This window comes from Caballeronia eucalypticola (genome assembly GCF_047608185.1).
Lineage (GTDB): Bacteria > Pseudomonadota > Gammaproteobacteria > Burkholderiales > Burkholderiaceae > Caballeronia.
Genome location: NZ_JBLKRU010000035.1, coordinates 56,088 through 73,156, shown reverse-complemented (window position 1 = coordinate 73,156; position 17,069 = coordinate 56,088). Strand labels below are relative to the sequence as shown.

The window sequence follows — 17,069 nt, the reverse complement described above, 5'->3', positions numbered from 1 at the left end:
CCGGTGATTTGCAGGCGGGTCTATCCGGTCACCCTCCGCTTAACTCTTCGTGGTGCGCCTTCACCAGTTGCGCCATGCTCGTAAATTTGAACTCGACCGGCGGTTCATTGATCGTGCGCATTGTGGCACCGAAGCCCCTTTGCTCAAACCGGCGGTAGATCCAGCAGGATTTTATGCCAAGCTCGGCTGCCGGTTCATGATCGTGGAATGTGCTGTCCGCAACGTGCAGCGTCTCTTCCTTTCGCACGCCAAGCGAAGGAAGCAGTTCAAGCATGTAATCGAAATTGCGATGTGACGGTTTATAAGAGCCGACATCTTCCGCTGTGATGACCGCGTCGAAGTCTACTTGCAACATCGACCTGCTGGCGGCAAAACTCTCGTTGTCGACGTTTGACAGGATGATCAGCTTGAAGTACTTCTTCAGATATTGCAGGGTGCTTGCGGAGTCGGGGAAAGCGGGCCACTGAGCGACTGAGCAGCCGTATGCGACAGCCTCATCCGTTGAATAGGGTACTTTCCATTCTTCCGCGAGCCGCTTGAACACGACCGCGAGCAGATCGCGATACGGCATCTCCGGTGTATAGCGTTGCTGAGATGATTCGTGGCGCGCGTGCGCCTCGAGCACGTCGTCACGCGTCAACGGCTGGTCAACGCGGTTGACCAGCGACGCAACGCCGGTAGTTATTCCGCGTTCCCAGTCGATCAGCGTGCCGTAACAGTCGAAGGTGAGTGCCCTGAAATCAGTGAGTCGCACTTGAACCTCCAGAAAATAAAACGCGTTGTACTACGGCGAGCGTCAGTCACGATCAAGCATTACTTTGCAGCAAGGCTTCCTGGTGCGCTTTCACGAGCGCCGCCATGCTGTTGAAGCGGAAGTCCACCTTAGGCTGCTGACCCGGATTCATTGTCGCACCGAAGCCTTCCTTGTCGTGCCGGCGATAAATCCAGCACGATGCCAGGCCAAACTCGTTGGCCGGCTTGTGATCGTGAAACAGGCTCTCGGCGGTATGCAGGATATTTTCCTTTTTGATTCCACGATCACCCAGCTTCTCCAGCATGTAGTCGAAATTACGCGACAACGGTTTGTACGAACCCACGTCTTCGGCGGTGATGATTGCGTCAAACTCGACCTGCAATTTCGCATTGCTGTGAGTGAAGCTTTCGTTATCGACGTTCGACAGGATGACGAGCTTGAAATGCTGCTTGAGGTATCGCAAGGCTTCTGCCGAATCGTCGAAAGCCGGCCAGTTCTGAACTGACTTTCCATACGCTACGCAGTCGTCCAGCGTAACCGGCACTTGCCATTCCTCGGCCAGTCGTTTGTAGACGATAGTCAGCAGTTCCTGATACCGCTTGGCAGGCGTGTATTTCTGCTGCGAGGATTCGTGCCGCGCATGGGCCTCAAGGACCTGATCGCGCGTCAGCGGCTGCTTGACGCGATCAAGCAGAGGACGCAGCCCCTGGAAAATCCCGGTCTCCCAATCGATCAAGGTCCCGTAGCAGTCAAACGTCAGCGTATTGAAGTCGGTGAGTTTCATAACACTTTGCCCTCAGTTGTTCACAGGTTGAGGCCACAGTGTATTGACTCACGACAGCAGCCGTTACTGATGTCGGGATCGGCTGCAGCATCTGCTTTCTTGTGAAAGCGGGCCGACAGCAGATTCTGCTGTCAGGTTTCCAGCATCGGCGGAACGAAACGTGAGGACAGATGCCGCATCAAACCTTCGCAATAATCCGACACGTTAATTTTCTGCGGCAGCACGCTGCGGGCCGCCAGCCAGTCTGCCGCCTTTTGCGGATCCTGCACGAAGGCTTTATCGCCGACACCGCGCATGTTATGGCGCCCGGTCGAAAAAAAACCGCCTCGAGGGCGGTTCAGGTGATGCGGCAATTCGCGCGTCAGGCCGCTCGTGCCAGTTCGGGGAACGGCTTGATCTTCCGATGCGGTTTTCGTTGCGCCTGCCACAGATCGTAGCGCGCCTGCATGATGGCCCACATTTCGGCCGACGTTCCGAGCGCCGCACCGAGCAATATAGCCATCTCAGCTGAAATGCCGGCGTGACCGTTGAGTATGCGAGAAAGTGCGGCACGCGTTACGCCCAGCCGCTCGGCAACAGTCGTGATACTGAGTTCGCCCAGGTAGTCGCGCAACACCAGTCCGGGGTGCGCCGGGTCATGCATTGATGTCATCGTGGGCTCCTTAGTGATAATCCTGGTAATCAACCAGAACAGCGTCTGTTCCTTCGAAAAAAAACGTCAGACGCCAATTGCCGGTTATCCATATTGACCAGTGGCCTTCGACATCCTGCTTCTTCGAGTTCCGGCCGGCGAGCGCGTGGAGTTTCCACGCCGCTGCGTTCATATCCTCGGGACCCGTAGCAGCATGCAGCGCCGTCAGGCGAATCTGCAGTTTCTCCGCATGGGCGGCGGCACTCCCGGCTTTTGATCCGGTCATAAAAAACCGCTCCAGCCCTTTGTGTCGAAAGCTCTTGATCATTCGTATAGTGTACACGAACGCTATACGAAATAGAAGAACGACCGATTGTGCGCGATTCAAACCACCGCCGCCCCGCCACCAATTTCAAGCACCAGCGGAAAACGCACTTCGAACACACTGCCGCGGCCTTTGTACGATTCAAAGCGGATCACGCCCTGCAGTTCGAGCGCCAGTTCCTTCACGATCGCCAGCCCCAACCCGGTGCCGGGAATCTCGTCGGACGCCGCGCGTTCGAATTCCTCGAACACGCGTTCGCGATCCTCTTCGCTGATCCCCGCACCGGTGTCCGACACGCGCAGCGTCCAGTGCTTCGCGTCCGACACGACGATCGCCAGTTCCACCTCACCCGTAGTCGTGTATTTGATCGCGTTGGACAGCAGGTTCAGCGCGATCTGCTTCATCTTCAGCCGGTTGGACGCGATCGTGCTCAATGCCGGATCAACTCGCCCCTTGAGCGTCAGCCCCTTCGCATTGGCGGACCCGTGGCAGAGTTGCATGAGTTCATCGAAGAATTCGTTCAGGTCGAAACGCTCGACCGTGAGGATGGAATCATCGCCCAGCACTTTCGAGTATTCGCCCATTTCATCGACGAGCGTGGCCATGTCGGTGACTTGCCGTTTGGCGAGCGCAATCGCCCTTTCGTTTTTCGCCTGCGAGCGCCCGATCAGTTGCAGCGCAGTGGCAAACACATTCAGGAAATTGCGCAGGTCATGCGCCACGCGGCGGGCGACCTGCATGCGGGTTTCGTAAAGGTCGCTGATCAACTTCTGCCGCAGGGTCAGTTCGTGATTCGCGCGCTCCAGCATGCCGGTGTATTCGTCGAGTTTCCGGTCGCGCTCGCCCACCGCCTCGCGAACGGACGTGAGCGTGACGAAACTGAGCGTCTGGTCGGTGATCAGACGGGCGCGTTCCTCGCGCTTGCGATCGAATGAGTGGTCGTGCTCCGCGTACTCGCCAATGGCCGCGAGCAGCACCTGACGAAACAAGTCCAGTTCGCGAACCAGTTCGTCAATGCGATAACCCTGCTGCCAGCGCCATTTCCCGTGTTCGCGCGCGTCATGTTCGATCGCATGTTCCTGCGTATCCATGTCCTGCGATTCGAGCACGAGGCAGATTTCATCGAAAATGCGCGGGACGTGATCGGCAAGCTGCCGATAGGTGAGATCGTCGGAATGCTCTACCTCTGCGTCGCCGAAGACGAGCTGCATCCAGCGTTCGGTGAGTTCCGCCTGTCGGCCGCGCAAAGCGGTCGCGAGGCCGTTCAAGGCGCCGATGGTGATATGGCTCATGCCCGAGATCCGTAAGCTTGATGGTGAGCGCCGGGTCGGCGCCTGGGTCGTGCTGATGCCGGCGGGATGGATGGCGCCCGCCGGAACGCTCGGTCCGGATACTGGATGCGAGTGAGTAAAGTATAAGACGACGTAACCGAGGGAAGCGGATTGCTTTGCGCGTGCCCGGCAGCAGTCACTCCCGGCTTGCCGTCGCGAGCGACATCGACGCGCTTGCGTCCATCAAGCGCTGGACAAACTGACGCGCCGACGGCGACAGCACGCCGACCTTGCGCGTCACGATCCCGAATGTCTGCGATTTCGACTTGAAGCCGATCGGCAGCGTCCGCAGCATGCGATGCTTGCAAAACAGCCGGGCAACGCCCGCCGGCAGCACCGAAACCAGGTCGGCGCTACATTGCAGCAACGCGACTGTCACGAAGGTCGACGCCGTCGAGATCGCGCTTAAAGGCACCTGCGCGCCCGCCAGGTCCATCTCGCGCTGCAACAGCGCCTGCATGGGCATGGCGCTCGGATACGTGACCCAGCGATGCCCGCCCAGATCGGCAAAGGTCAGCTCATTGGCTGCAAACGGCGGATGGTCGTAGCCCACCACCACGGACAAGGGTTCATCGCCTATCGGCTGATACATGTAGCGCGAGGGTTCATCGCTGACGATCGAGCGGCCGACCACCAAGTCCAGCCGCCCTTCGTCGAGCAGCGCCAGCATCCGCGCGCTGGTGTCCTCGACTATTTCTTTCGATAAACCCGGGTTGCTCACCTGCAACTCGTTCAGGATTGGGACCACCAGATCCGGCACCGCCCCCATGATCGCGCCCACCGCCAGACGGCCGCCCGTGCCCGAGCGGATATCGGCGACTTCCTGGCATAGCGAGGTCAGGTCGGCCGCCAGCAGCCGCGCGTAGCGGATCACGCAAAAACCGAACTGGTTGGGCACCAGCCCTTTCTTCGCGCGTTCGAACAGCGGCGCTTCCAGCATGGATTCCAGCTCGGCGAGCGCCTTGCTCGCGGCCGATTGCGTCATCGACATCGCGCTCGAGGCTTTGTGCAGCGACTTGTGGTCGTCCAGCGCAATCAGCAACTGCAACTGTTTCATGCGCAAGCGGCCCATCAATACATCCAGCGTGGATTTCATCGCGCGTTCTACGAACCTTAAGGGTGAGTCGCAAAAGCGATCACTAGATGGAAAGGTTTCACTATACAGCGCCTCGAACCAGCCCCTATAGTTGTCTCAAATAGATAATGGAGACTCCTGATGCCCAATCCGTCTAACCGCGCAATCTATCGCGGCGTGTTCCCGGTCGCCCCGACCGTCTTCGACGCCACCGGCCGCCTCGACCTCGATGGCCAGCGACGCGCGATCGATTTCATGATCGACGCCGGATCGCACGGCCTGTGCATCCTCGCCAACTTTTCCGAACAATTCGCGCTCACCGACGACGAACGCGCCGCCGTACAGAAAGCTGTGCTGGAGCACGTGGCCGGCCGCGTGCCGGTGATCGTGACCACCACGCATTTCAGCAGCGATGTCTGCGCGGCCCGCAGCCGCGCCGCGCAGGACGCCGGCGCCGCGATGGTCATGGTCATGCCGCCGTACCACGGCGCGACCATCCGTGTGGGCGAACGCGGGATTTACGAGTTCTTCAACCGCGTGTCCGACGCCATCGACATCCCGATCATGATCCAGGACGCGCCGGTCGCCGGCACGCCCCTCTCCGCGCCGTTCCTGGCGAAGCTCGCGAAGGAAATCGCGAACGTGTCGTACTTCAAGATCGAAACGGCGCAAGCGGCGTCGAAGCTGCGCGAACTGATCGAGCTGGGCGGCGACGCGATCATCGGCCCGTGGGATGGCGAGGAAGCCATCACGCTGATTCCGGATTTCGATGCAGGCGCGACCGGCGCGATGACCGGCGGCGGTTATCCGGACGGGATTCGCAAGGTCGTCGACGCCTACACATCGGGCGATACGGAAGGCGCCGCCAAGCTGTATGAGCAATGGCTGCCGCTGATCAACTACGAAAACCGCCAATGCGGTCTCGCCGCCTGCAAGGCGCTGATGATGGAGGGCGGCGTGATCCGCTCCGACACCACGCGTCACCCGTTTGCCGCGATGCATCCATCGACTCGCGCCGGCTTGCTGAAAGTCGCGCGCCGCCTCGATCCGCTCGTGCTGAGCTGGGGCAAATAGCACGCGCCAAGTAACGCAATCCGCACGCTCAATTACACCCACAGGATTCGAAACATCATGGAAATTTCCAGCGATCTGCTGATCGGCAAACAATCCGTCCACGGTACGAACGGCTCAATCAAGGGTATCGATGCCGCGACGGGCGAGCCGCTCGCGCCCGCCTTCGGCGGCGCGTCGCTCGATCAACTCGAGCAAGCCTGCGCGCTAGCGTGGCAAGCATCGGATATCTACCGCGAACTGCCGCTTGAAACCCGCGCCAGGTTCCTGGAAACGATCGCGCAGAACATCCTCGATATCGGCGATGTGCTGATCGACCGCTGCGTAGCCGAAAGCGGCCTGCCGCGCGGACGCATCGAGGGCGAACGCGGCCGGACCGTCGGCCAGTTGCGCATGTTCGCGGCGGTCGTGCGCGAAGGCGATTTCCTTGGCGTGCGTATCGACCCGGCGCAACCGGAGCGCAAGCCGCTGCCGCGCGTCGATTTGCGCCTGCGTTATGTGCCCCTCGGCCCCGTCGCCGTGTTCGGCGCGAGCAACTTCCCGCTGGCGTTCTCGGTTGCCGGTGGCGACACTGCCTCCGCGCTGGCCGCCGGTTGTCCCGTGATCGCGAAGGCGCATTCGGCGCATCCGGGGACGTCGGCGCTGGTCGGACGCGCCGTGCAAAAAGCGGTCGCGGACTGCGGTCTGCCGGAAGGCACATTCTCCCTGCTCTTCGATAGCGGCCGCGACATCGGCCAGGGTCTCGTCTCGGATCGACGCATCAAGGCAGTCGGCTTTACCGGCTCGCGCGGCGGCGGCACGGCGCTGATGAAGCTGGCAGCGGCGCGTCGCGAACCGATTCCGGTCTACGCCGAGATGAGCAGCATCAACCCGGTTTTGTTGTTCCCGCACGCGTTGAAAAACCGCGGCGCGGCGATCGGCAAGGCCTTCGCCGGCTCGCTTGCGCTGGGTGCCGGCCAGTTCTGTACGAACCCTGGCCTGGTGCTGGCAATTGATGGCCCCGAGCTCGATGCGTTCATCGAAGCAACCGGTGCTGCGTTGAGCGAGACGCCGGCCGCCACGATGCTGACGCCGGGTATTCACAAGGCTTACGAATCGGCGGTGAACAAGACAGCGGAACACGGCGAGGTCCAGACACTCGCGCGAGGTTGTGCAGCGAAAGGCGCGACGCAAGGGCAAGCGGCGTTGTTCTCGACCACCGCTGCAGCGTTCCGCGCTAACCCGGAATTGCATGAGGAGATCTTTGGCGCGGCTTCACTGATCGTCCGATGCCCGGACCTGGCCACCGTGCTTGAGCTCGTCGAACAATTGGAAGGCCAGTTGACGGCGGCATTGCATATCGACGAAGCGGATTTCGACGATGCACGCCGTTTCCTGCCAGCGCTCGAACGGCGCACCGGACGGATTCTTGTCAACGGGTTCGGTACGGGCGTCGAAGTTGGACATGCCATGGTCCATGGCGGCCCCTTTCCCTCCACCGCCGACGGCCGATCAACGTCCGTGGGCAGTCTCGCCATCGACCGCTTCCTGCGTCCCGTCAGCTACCAGGACATGCCCGACGGCTTGTTGCCGGACGCATTGAAGACCGCCAATCCGCTCGGTCTGAACCGGCGGCTCGACGGCAAGCTGCAGTTAGGGAAGTAAGGACCTAAAGCGGCGGGCATCACACTTCGAGGCAGCAGTTCAAGCTGACCTCGAAGTACTCGTAACTGCGCTGGATGCTGCGTTTGACTTCGCGGATGTCGGCCATGCGCGGCGTGAGGCCCATCATGGTGGCGACAATATCGAGCGCTTCCCACGGATGCGCGTCGTCGTAATGGGTGTGCATCCTGAGCCAGCGTATGGTCTTCTTGCGGATCGGTTCAGGGTAGCTGTGCGCGAGGGTGTCGCGGCTGCAGAGCAGCGTCGACCATTCTCCGGTCACCCCTTCAACGGCAAAATTAGTCGCCGCGATCGACGCATGCAGCGGGTCCGCATTGCTGCTTTTCCAGCACCAGTGACTCAGTGCGAACGCAAGCGCGGGCGCTTCGCCGGCTTGCAGGTCCTCGCGCGTTACCTCGTGGGCCGCGGCCCAGTCGACCCAGTAATCGGCGTGGTTCTGCTCGACGCGGATATTACGCGTGAGATACCGCCGCGCCATACGCAAGCCCGGCGTTTCTTCGGGTCCGATCTTCTGCAGGTTCATGCCCATGTACTGCGGAAACTGATTGATCACCGGCCAGCCGTTGATCAGGAACGCACGCATTTCACGCGGGCCAAGCTCGGCGTCGCGCAAGGACCGAAACAGCGGATGAGACGTCACACGGTTTTTCGCCGCGCCGGTTTCCAACAAAACTTCCTGCAACCAAAGTGGGTAGCTTGCTGTGTTCTTGAGGTCGCCCTCTCTTGTAAACCCACCCCCCATTACGCCTCCTTAGCTAATGTCAGGACGGCCGGCTCTGTCCAAAGCGTTGGCCGCCCTATGTAATACCCTTGCGCGTAATCCACCCCGAGGGCATGCAGCGCCCGCAGGATCCCTTCGCTTTCCACGTATTCCGCAATGGTCCGGCATTTCATGGAGTGGCCCATTTCGTTGATGGCCGCGACCATCTCGCGGCTCACCGGATCGAGCACCATGTCGGTCACGAAACTGCCGTCGATCTTCAAATACTCCACGGGCAGATGCTTCAGGTAACCGAACGACGACATGCCGGCGCCGAAGTCATCGAGTGCGAAATGGCAGCCGAGCGCATTCAGTTCGTGCATGAACCGCGCCGCCGATGCCAGGTTGGCAATCGCGGTGGTCTCCGTAATTTCGAAGCAGATCATGCCAGGCGAGACGCCTGTGCGCTGAAATTGCTCGCGCACGAAGCCGAGGAAACGTTCATCGCCGACCGACGCGCCCGACAGGTTGATCGCGTATTCCTTGAAACGCTTATGACGGGTACGCGACAGCATATCGAAGGCATTGCGGATCACCCACCGGTCGATCGCCGTCATGAGGCCATAGCGCTCGGCGGCAGGAATGAACAGCGTTGGCGCGATCACGCCGTTGGTCACGGTCGGGTCGAGCATGCGCAACAGCAATTCGGCGCGCTGCCCTTCCGTTGAGGCCGGCAAGCCCTCGCCGACAGCCACGATAGGTTGCACGTAGAGGCAGAAGTCGTCGTGTTCGAGCGCCTGCTTCAGACGTCGTCCCCACGATACCTCGCTCGCGTGGCGCGCCAGTTCGCGGTCGCCGAGGTCCGCCAGCTGCACCCGGTCGCGGCCGCGTTCCTTCGCCATGTAGCAGGCGATATCGGCGAGCCGCATGGCCTCTTCCACGCTCATTTCCGTGTTGCGCAAGTCAACCACGCCAACGCTCACGCTGGTGGTGAACGGCTGCGCCTCCCAGTTGAAGACGAAGTCATTCAGGCACGCGCGCAGGCGTTCCGCGACCTCCTGGATGCCCGGGGTGTCGTAACCCTGCAGCAGCACGCCGAACTCGTCGCCGCCGAGCCGCGCGAGCGTGTCGTCGGGCTGCAGGCTGGCCTCGAAGCGCAACGCGACTTCACGCAACATGGCGTCGCCGGCTGCGTGGCCGCAGGTGTCGTTGACCACCTTGAAACGGTCAAGATCGAGGAACAGGAGCGCCGATGCCGCCGGCAGCCACGACGCCACCTCGCTCCAGCGCGTACCCAGCGCATGTTGCAGGCGCCGCTCGAATTCGGCGCGGTTCACGAGCGCCGTGAGGCCGTCGTGCGTGGCTTGCCAAGCCAGGCTTTCGATATATTCGTACTCGCGGGTCATATTGCGCAGGATCAGCACGAAGCCGGATTCCTCATCGGCCATGTTCGGCGATGCGCCTGCCGCGCTGATGCGCGACGTCACCGCCTGCACGCGAATCTCTGCGCCGTCGCGCCGCTGCAGCAGCATTTCAGCGGCTTCGCCATCTGGGCGCGTGCCCGCCCGGGCGTCTTCGATCGGGTTGAGCGGCTGGCGGCTATCGGCGTGAAGCAACCTGAAGTTCTGGATCAGCGGCCGCCCGAGACAGTCGTCCGCCAGACGTCCGGCGATGCGCTCGGCCGCCGGGTTAATGAACTCGATATGCCCTGAGGGTCCCGTCGCGATCACCGCCTCGCCGATGGAACCAAGCGTCGCTTTCGCGCGCGCCTCGCTTCGCTTGAGCGCGGCTTCAATGCGCCCGCGCTGCCCGATCAGCCGCCGCACATGCACCGTTGAGAGACACACGAGCAGTAGCGCGGCGACCAGGTCGACCGTCAGTAACAATGACGCCGTCTTACGGAATGCAGTACTTAATACCTGAGAGAAAGCCCAGGAGAGCGGCGCGATGGTCGCGTTGATCGTCGCAATCTGCGCTTTATAGGCACTCACGAGGTTCATGGGCAAGCCGCCGGCCGCGACCCGCGCGTGCAGCTCGTTGCCGACCCGCTCCAGCTTCGCCATTTCGGCGTCGCCGCGGGTCCAGTAGCCGACCGCCTCGCTGAAATAGCTGACGTGGCGGAACATCTTGAAGGTCCAGATCACGTCGCTGACGTCGTCGGGATGTACGCCGCTCGCCATGAGCGCCCGGCGTGCGGTGACCGGATCAGCCTTGGGCTGGTCGAGTGCCAGACGGGCCGTGCGCAGGTTGCGCGGGCCGTCCATGGCGGTCAGATACTGCTTGTAGCTGCTTTCGGAGCCGGTTTCGGCGTACAGGTTCAGATAGAAAGCCGCATCTTTCTGGCCCTTCGACCAGATACTTTCTCCGCCAATGTAGGCCCGTACCGACGACATGATGTCGATACTGAAAATGGCGAGCGAAACCAGGACAAGAATGACGACCAGAAACGGCCAGGTGATCCGTATGAGCTGCGCATTCTCGCCCTTAGACGGCATGTCCATCGATATGTCCCTTCTCCAGGCCCGATGCCGGGTGAGTTGCCGAGGTCACGCGGCGAGCATCGGATGGTGAGTCACTTGTATTTTTGGCGGCTTTAGGGGTGTTGCGCCCAGCCTCTCGCAGCGCGCTTACATCCTACCAAATTGCGAGTCTGGCTCAAATTTATTACTGGGTGTTCTATTCAGCGTAAACACCGAAGAATAATGGGCTCAAGCTGTTGTTTTTGAATCCGCAGCGGCCTGTTTAGGCGTGCCTTGAAGCGCCATATTCGGACAGAACCTAGGCTCCCGCCGACGAAACCACCGGCCGCTTTTACCTGTTCGCCAGCGCCTTGACCGGCGGGGCCTAAGCAGGCATTTAAGCGCTGTGGCGCAAGCTCCGCGTGATCGATCCCCTAGCGTGTTGACGCCGCCACGGAGATGTCACATATTGATTCCGGCTCCCTCGGCGATTGTTTAGCTTAGGGAGTCCGAAGCATTTCATCATACGAGTAACGGTATTGTCCGATTAAACCGGACACGCAAGCGGGAGGGACAACCCTTGTGTCCCGGGAGGTTTCTGGCATGGCCCATCTCTTCTTTCCCACATCCGCCGATTCCGTGACCTGCAAGCGTTGCGGCAACGACATCCCGAGCGATGCCGATATGTGTCCGCATTGCGGCGCCGATCACGGCCCGGTTGGCCCGGACTCAAGCGCGGCGAAAACCACCGCGCTCTCAACAAACCTGCGCTTGCCTTTCGGTGCGCGTCGCGAAGTCCTGAACGTGTCGCCGCCCTACCCGAGCATGACGGACGAGTCCAGGCTGGCCGGCACCGGCGAGCCGCGCTGGGACGTATCGAGAACCATCACGCTGGGCGCCGTGGCATTGGTGCTGGTAGCCGGCGGCGTGATCTATTCGCAGCGCGGCAGCAGCCGCGTTGATACCGCCACCCACTCCGAAACGCCGGCCGAGCATAGCGCGTATGGCGTCATCGATATGAAAACCGCCCACGATACGCCAGCGCCCACAGCGCCCCCGGCGAGGTCCGCTGCCGCGGCCACGGCCATGACAACCAGGCAGGCGCAAACAGCGGCAACGCCCTCCGTCGCCGCCCGCGAAGCCTTGCCCACCGATACCTCCTCCCGCGCGGCAACGCCGCTAGCCAGCGCGACCGACAACCTGCAGGCCGCGCGAGACGCGATCACGCGCGGCGACCTGACCACGGCGCGGCGGCGTTTCTCGAAGATCCCGGCGTCACAACTGAGCGCCGCCAACGTGCAGCAAACCCAGGCAGACCTCACTAGCCTGGAACACGCACGAGACGAGATGCTGCGAGCCGCGCACAGTTGCGAAGCGATCGGCTCATGGTTGTGCGTGCGCCAGAACGCCCGTGTCGTGCTGACAATCGATGCCAGCAATGCGGAAGCGCAGACCCTCGTCGAGCACGCAATCGCCCGTTCGGGATGGCTCAATAAACCCGCGCCCGCTCCCGCGACCACGGCGGCGCATGGCGGCCGCCATAACAATGCGAACACGGCAGCAGTGACGCCTGCGCCCATGGATGCCCCCGCTCCGCGTGTAGCGGCCACGGTTGCGCCTGCGTCGACACACAAGCCCGCCGTCAGCGTCTCGGCGGCCGAGCATGCGCGAGCCGTCGCCGCGATGGGAGTGCCCACGCCCATTCAAACACCCTTGGCAGCGGCGCCGGTCGCACCCACGGTCGTCACGACCAAGCGCTCGCCTGTCGCCGCACGGGCCGCGCCAGAAGCGGCGCGCGTCAGCACGGGCTCGCAGGCTCCGCTCACGTCGGCAGCGACCGGCACGCCGCTGCTGCAAGAGACTGCGCCATCTCGTTCGGCAGCACCCGCGTTTGTCCCGATGCCGGACGGTCCGGACGCGATGCCCGCTACCGCATTGGTGGGCAATCCTCCGGCTACTGCGGCCCAGATTCCGAGCGATACCGCCTCACCGACGTCGACACGGCCACTCGCACCGGTCAGCGAAGCTGCGCCGGTGCGGGCGGGCATTGTGTCGCCTCCCGTGGCTCGCACGGCCGCCTCAGGTCGCAACCTGACCAGTGCGGCTCCAATGCATGTGCCGGCCTTCAATTCGACCAATGCCGACGAGGAGGAGCGCGCAATCCTGGAGTCGGGCTGGAGCAAGAGCCCGTCGCCTGCACAACGCTCCACGCCGCAGTAGGAAGCACGCGGTAGAAACACGCTGCAGAAACACCCGGGAGACAGGGAACAGGAGACTTTTAGGAGGTTGAAGGCCGCGCCGGGAGACGCAGGCCACTGTGGTCTATACGTGTAATGAAAGTTGGCCAACACATTAAAACGACTCACACGACATCATGCGCAAGACTTTCTTCTTCATGCTGTTCGCCCTCTTCGGGCTCGCCGGCCTCGTTGCGGAGGCGCATGCGCAATCCGACTACAAGATCGTCACCGGACCGGAACGCGGCACTTACATCCAGATAGGCCAGGACCTGTCGAAGATAGTGGCTGATCCGATCGGCATGAACCTGGACGTTCTCGCGTCCAAGGGCTCCGCCGAAAACGTGCAGCGCATGCGTTACGAACCGGGCGTGAAATTCGCGCTCGTGCAGTCGGACGTGTACCAGGCTTACCTCGATATGGCCAAGGCCGGCAACACGGAAGCAGGCAAGATCATCCAGCCTTTGCGGCTCATCATGCCCTTGTATAACGAAGAAATTTACTTCGTAGTCCGGGCGGACTCGCCCTTGAACTACATCCATGAGATCAAGGACAAGAACATCAGCGTCGGATTGATCGGCAGCGGCACGGCGCAATCGGCAACCACGATCTACAGGCTGATGTTCAATAGCCCGATCCCCGACCAGAACGCGCAGCATTACAGCAACGAGGACGCGCTCGCCAAGCTGATCGTGCGCAAACTCGATGTGGCGGTCATCATCGCGGGGCAGCCGGCCAAGCTGTTCCAGGACCTGAACCCGGACCTGCTGAGCCAGATCAAACTGCTCAAGGTCGATCCTTCAGCGCCCGAGACCGCGCGTGCTGAACAGACGTATTTCCCGGCGACCATCCGCACGTCGAGTTATCCGAACTGGATCAAGGAAGATTCGCCGACGTTCACCGTCAAGGCGTTTCTGGTGACTTACGACTACAACCTGCGCGGTACCGTCGGCGCGATGACGCAGTTTGCCGACTCGCTCTGCACCCACTTCGATGAGCTGCAGGCCAATGGCCATCCGAAATGGAAGCAGGTGAAGATGGAATTGCCACCGCTCACTCGCGGCTGGAAATACTATCCGCCGATAGAAAAACACTTGCGGGCGTGCATCCGGAAGATGGCGTCGGCTGGCAGCGGCGAGTCGGCTACGCCCGTGACGCAACACGCACCTAAGCGCCCATGCACCGATGCAGAAAAGGTGTTGATGTTGTGCAATAACGAATGACGCGGGCGGTGGAAGAGGCAGGCGGAATGAACCCGCCTGCCTGCTTTGTCGTTTCGGTTACTTCGTTGCCAGTTCCACTTCGGGATAGACCTCGCCGCCGACCGGCAGGTTCTGCGCGACCATGCTTACGCGCGGCTGCAACAGCAGCGCGACCAGCCCGCTCCAGCCGGTCTGGTGCGACGCGCCCACGCCTCGGCCGGTATCGCCATGAAAGTACTCGTGGAACAGCACCAGGTCTTCCGAGCGCGGGTCCGCCTGCAGTTGCGGATACGCGGCCATGACCGGGCGCAAGCCGTCCTTGCCCTTCAGGAACAGGCGCGTCAGGCGGCGCGCGAGTTCGTCGGCTATCTCACTCAGCGAGCGCTTCTCGCCCGATCCCGTCGGATACTCCACGCGGAAATCATCGCCGTAATAACGATGGAATTCGTATAGTGATTCGATCAGCAAATAGTTGACCGGCATCCAGATCGGCCCGCGCCAGTTCGAGTTACCGCCGAACACGCGTGAATCCGATTCACCCGGCAGATACTGCACGCAGAAGCGGTCACCGTTGTGCTCGAGCACGAACGGCGCGTCCCGATGTACTCGCGACAACGCACGCACGCCGTAGTCGGACAGGAACTCGCTTTCGTCGAGCATGCGCCTGAGCAGCGCCTTCATCCGATGTCCACGCAGCACCGACAGCAGCAGGCTATTGCCCTTGCCCGGCTCGTTCCAGCGCGACACCAGCTTCGCGAGATCAGGCCGATGCTCGAGGAACCATGTCAGCCGGTCCCGCAAGCCCGGCAACTGGCCGTGCAAATGCTCTTCGAGCACATGGACCGCGAACAGCGGAATCAAGCCGACGATAGAGCGGATGCGCATTGGCACGCTCGTGCCGTCAGGGAGTTGCAGCACGTCGTAGAAGAACTCGTCGCGTTCATCCCAGAGACCGGTGTCACACGTATCGCTGCAACTGACCGCCTCGGCAATGTACAAAAAATGCTCGAAGAACTTCACGCCGATATCGACGAATACGTGATTCGCGACCGCCAGTTCCAGCGCGATCCGCATCAGGTCGAGCGCATACGCGGCCATCCATGCGGTGCCGTCGGACTGGTCGATGCGGCCGCCCGTTGGCAGCGGCGCCGAGCGGTCGAAGATGCCGACGTTGTCCAGCCCGAGGAAACCGCCCTGGAAGATGTTGCGGCCGTCGGCGTCCTTGCGGTTCACCCACCACGAGAAGTTCAGCAGCAGCTTGTGGAAGACGAGTTCAAGGAAGTCGCGATCCGCCTTGCCGGTAATGGCGCGATCGATTTCATAAACGCGCCATGTCGCCCATGCGTGAACCGGCGGATTGGCATCACCGAACGCCCATTCGTAGGCGGGCAGTTGCCCGTTGGGATGCTGGTAGCGGTCCTTCACCAGCAACAGCAATTGTTTCTTCGCGAATGCCGGATCGACCAGTGCAAACGCGGCCGCATGAAACGCGAGGTCCCACGATGCGTACCACGGGTATTCCCACTTGTCCGGCATTGAGACAATGTCCGCATTGCACAAGTGCCGCCAGTCGGCATCGCGGCCACGCTTGCGGGAGGCTGGCGGTTTCGGCTGCAACGGATCACCGTCCATCCAGCGCGTGACATCGAATTGGTAAAACTGCTTCGACCACAGCATGCCTGCCAGCGCCTGACGTTGTACGAGCCGCTGGTCGGCGTCAACGATTTCATGCTGGAGGCCCGCGTAAAAGGCATCGGCTTCCGCAATACGGCGAGCAAACAGCGCGTCGATATCAAGCGGTTGCCGGTCACAATCCACATCCGACGCCGGGCGCCAGCGCATGGTCACGACCGTGCGGCTGTTCGGGGCAAACTCGAGATGCACGTGCGCGGCGGCGCGCGTGCCGGTGTCGCGGCGAATGGCGCTTTCTTCGCCCTGCACGATGTAGTCGTTGAAGCCGTCCTTGAACGGTCCCGCCCCTTCCGAGCCGAACAAGCGCCTGACGTTGGTTTCGTTCTCGCAGAACAGCCAGTTGACCGTGGCGTCGCCGCGCGCTTCAGCGGTTACGACCAGTGGCTCGTGGCCGTCGCTTTGCGCTATCACGCGGCTGCCCTTTGCATCGGATTGCAAGGTCAGTGAAGGTTTTTTCGAAGGCTGCCACGACCACGTATTGCGCGCCCAGATCTGCGGCAGGAGGTCGAGCGAAGCGGAGCGATCCCCGCGATTTTCGACCGTCACCCGCATCACGATATCTTCAGGCGTATTTTTCGCGTACTCGACATGGACATCGAAATACGCGTTGTCTTCGAACGCGCCCGTGTCGAGTACTTCGTACTCCGGCATGTCCGCACCGCGTCGGCCGTTTTCCGCGACGAGATCGTCGTAGGGGAATGCGGCGTGCGGATATTTGTACAGCATGCGCATGTAGGAATGCGTCGGGGTGCCATCGACGTAAAAGTACAGCTCCTTCACGTCCTCGCCGTGGTTGCCTTGCGCATTCGTCAGGCCAAACAAACGTTCCTTGAGGATCGGGTCGACGCCGTTCCACATCGCGAGCGAAACGCACCAGTTGAGGTGGTCATCGCCGAATCCGGCAATGCCGTCTTCGCCCCAGCGATAAGCGCGGCTGCGCGCATGATCGTGCGGAAAATAGTCCCAGGCGGTGCCGTTTTCGCTGTAGTCCTCGCGCACGGTGCCCCACTGACGCTCGCTGAGATACGGTCCCCAGCGTTGCCAGCGCGGACAGTCTGTGGAATGGAGCCGGGCTCCTTCGATGGTGTCGAGTGACTTGGTGGCGCGCAGTGGCGGCATGGGACGTCCTTGACTAAAAGCGTGACG

At 61.7% G+C, this 17,069-nt stretch carries 14 protein-coding genes; 4 read left to right on the top strand and 10 right to left on the bottom strand.

The window, feature by feature from the left end; translation table 11 throughout:
* Positions 1-28 precede the first annotated feature (28 nt).
* The 7 genes from ACMX25_RS30005 to ACMX25_RS29975 all read right to left on the bottom strand — a co-directional run bounded on the left by ACMX25_RS30005 (position 29) and on the right by ACMX25_RS29975 (position 4,921).
* Positions 29-754 carry a haloacid dehalogenase type II gene (locus ACMX25_RS30005; protein WP_414953454.1) on the bottom strand — a complete coding sequence of 242 codons (726 nt, stop codon included), beginning with the start codon at positions 752-754 and terminating at the stop codon, positions 29-31.
* Between the two features lie 52 nt (positions 755-806).
* Positions 807-1,538: a haloacid dehalogenase type II gene (locus ACMX25_RS30000; protein WP_414953455.1), complete on the bottom strand. Its 732-nt coding sequence runs from the start codon at positions 1,536-1,538 to the stop codon at positions 807-809.
* A 131-nt stretch (positions 1,539-1,669) separates the two neighbouring features.
* Positions 1,670-1,834, bottom strand: a complete 165-nt coding sequence (locus ACMX25_RS29995; protein WP_414953456.1) for a hypothetical protein — start codon at positions 1,832-1,834, stop codon at positions 1,670-1,672.
* Positions 1,835-1,899: 65 nt separating this feature from the next.
* Positions 1,900-2,190 (bottom strand): HigA family addiction module antitoxin, encoded by a 291-nt coding sequence (locus ACMX25_RS29990; RefSeq protein WP_414953457.1) that lies wholly within the window; start codon positions 2,188-2,190, stop codon positions 1,900-1,902.
* Positions 2,191-2,200: 10 nt separating this feature from the next.
* Complete coding sequence (locus tag ACMX25_RS29985; protein ID WP_414953458.1) at positions 2,201-2,497, bottom strand: type II toxin-antitoxin system RelE/ParE family toxin; 297 nt, start codon at positions 2,495-2,497, stop codon at positions 2,201-2,203.
* A 56-nt stretch (positions 2,498-2,553) separates the two neighbouring features.
* Complete coding sequence (locus tag ACMX25_RS29980; protein ID WP_414953459.1) at positions 2,554-3,786, bottom strand: sensor histidine kinase; 1,233 nt, start codon at positions 3,784-3,786, stop codon at positions 2,554-2,556.
* A 175-nt stretch (positions 3,787-3,961) separates the two neighbouring features.
* Positions 3,962-4,921 (bottom strand): LysR family transcriptional regulator, encoded by a 960-nt coding sequence (locus ACMX25_RS29975; RefSeq protein WP_414953460.1) that lies wholly within the window; start codon positions 4,919-4,921, stop codon positions 3,962-3,964.
* A gap of 120 nt (positions 4,922-5,041) precedes the next feature.
* Between ACMX25_RS29975 and ACMX25_RS29970 the strand changes: the two genes are divergently transcribed.
* Together ACMX25_RS29970 and ACMX25_RS29965 are read left to right on the top strand one after the other, a co-directional pair.
* The gene (locus ACMX25_RS29970) at positions 5,042-5,974 is read left to right on the top strand and encodes a dihydrodipicolinate synthase family protein (RefSeq protein ID WP_414953461.1); all 933 of its coding nucleotides are present in this window, start codon (positions 5,042-5,044) and stop codon (positions 5,972-5,974) included.
* A gap of 57 nt (positions 5,975-6,031) precedes the next feature.
* Positions 6,032-7,615 carry an aldehyde dehydrogenase (NADP(+)) gene (locus ACMX25_RS29965; RefSeq protein ID WP_414953462.1) on the top strand — a complete coding sequence of 528 codons (1,584 nt, stop codon included), beginning with the start codon at positions 6,032-6,034 and terminating at the stop codon, positions 7,613-7,615.
* Between the two features lie 19 nt (positions 7,616-7,634).
* Here the strand turns inward: ACMX25_RS29965 and ACMX25_RS29960 are convergent, their stop codons facing one another.
* Both ACMX25_RS29960 and ACMX25_RS29955 read right to left on the bottom strand, forming a co-directional pair.
* Positions 7,635-8,273, bottom strand: coding sequence for a TenA family transcriptional regulator (locus ACMX25_RS29960; RefSeq protein ID WP_414953463.1), 639 nt, complete (start codon positions 8,271-8,273; stop codon positions 7,635-7,637).
* 101 nt (positions 8,274-8,374) lie between these two features.
* Positions 8,375-10,834 (bottom strand): putative bifunctional diguanylate cyclase/phosphodiesterase, encoded by a 2,460-nt coding sequence (locus tag ACMX25_RS29955; protein WP_414953464.1) that lies wholly within the window; start codon positions 10,832-10,834, stop codon positions 8,375-8,377.
* A 561-nt stretch (positions 10,835-11,395) separates the two neighbouring features.
* Here ACMX25_RS29955 and ACMX25_RS29950 point away from each other — a divergent pair.
* Positions 11,396-13,012, top strand: a complete 1,617-nt coding sequence (locus ACMX25_RS29950) for a hypothetical protein (protein WP_414953465.1) — start codon at positions 11,396-11,398, stop codon at positions 13,010-13,012.
* 175 nt (positions 13,013-13,187) lie between these two features.
* Positions 13,188-14,252 carry a TAXI family TRAP transporter solute-binding subunit gene (locus ACMX25_RS29945; RefSeq protein WP_414953523.1) on the top strand — a complete coding sequence of 355 codons (1,065 nt, stop codon included), beginning with the start codon at positions 13,188-13,190 and terminating at the stop codon, positions 14,250-14,252.
* 57 nt (positions 14,253-14,309) lie between these two features.
* On the opposite strand, the gene ACMX25_RS29940 is transcribed toward ACMX25_RS29945, so the two are convergent.
* Positions 14,310-17,042 (bottom strand): MGH1-like glycoside hydrolase domain-containing protein, encoded by a 2,733-nt coding sequence (locus ACMX25_RS29940; protein ID WP_414953466.1) that lies wholly within the window; start codon positions 17,040-17,042, stop codon positions 14,310-14,312.
* Positions 17,043-17,069 lie beyond the last annotated feature (27 nt).

Coding starts and splice junctions, on each gene's coding strand:
- ACMX25_RS29975 (WP_414953460.1), bottom strand. CDS start 4,921: ATGAAATCCACGCTGGATGTATTGATGGGCCGCTTGCGCATGAAACAG.
- ACMX25_RS29980 (WP_414953459.1), bottom strand. CDS start 3,786: ATGAGCCATATCACCATCGGCGCCTTGAACGGCCTCGCGACCGCTTTG.
- ACMX25_RS29950 (WP_414953465.1), top strand. CDS start 11,396: ATGGCCCATCTCTTCTTTCCCACATCCGCCGATTCCGTGACCTGCAAG.
- ACMX25_RS30000 (WP_414953455.1), bottom strand. CDS start 1,538: ATGAAACTCACCGACTTCAATACGCTGACGTTTGACTGCTACGGGACC.
- ACMX25_RS29995 (WP_414953456.1), bottom strand. CDS start 1,834: ATGCGCGGTGTCGGCGATAAAGCCTTCGTGCAGGATCCGCAAAAGGCG.
- ACMX25_RS29955 (WP_414953464.1), bottom strand. CDS start 10,834: ATGGACATGCCGTCTAAGGGCGAGAATGCGCAGCTCATACGGATCACC.
- ACMX25_RS29985 (WP_414953458.1), bottom strand. CDS start 2,497: ATGATCAAGAGCTTTCGACACAAAGGGCTGGAGCGGTTTTTTATGACC.
- ACMX25_RS29970 (WP_414953461.1), top strand. CDS start 5,042: ATGCCCAATCCGTCTAACCGCGCAATCTATCGCGGCGTGTTCCCGGTC.
- ACMX25_RS29940 (WP_414953466.1), bottom strand. CDS start 17,042: ATGCCGCCACTGCGCGCCACCAAGTCACTCGACACCATCGAAGGAGCC.
- ACMX25_RS29965 (WP_414953462.1), top strand. CDS start 6,032: ATGGAAATTTCCAGCGATCTGCTGATCGGCAAACAATCCGTCCACGGT.
- ACMX25_RS29945 (WP_414953523.1), top strand. CDS start 13,188: ATGCTGTTCGCCCTCTTCGGGCTCGCCGGCCTCGTTGCGGAGGCGCAT.
- ACMX25_RS29990 (WP_414953457.1), bottom strand. CDS start 2,190: ATGACATCAATGCATGACCCGGCGCACCCCGGACTGGTGTTGCGCGAC.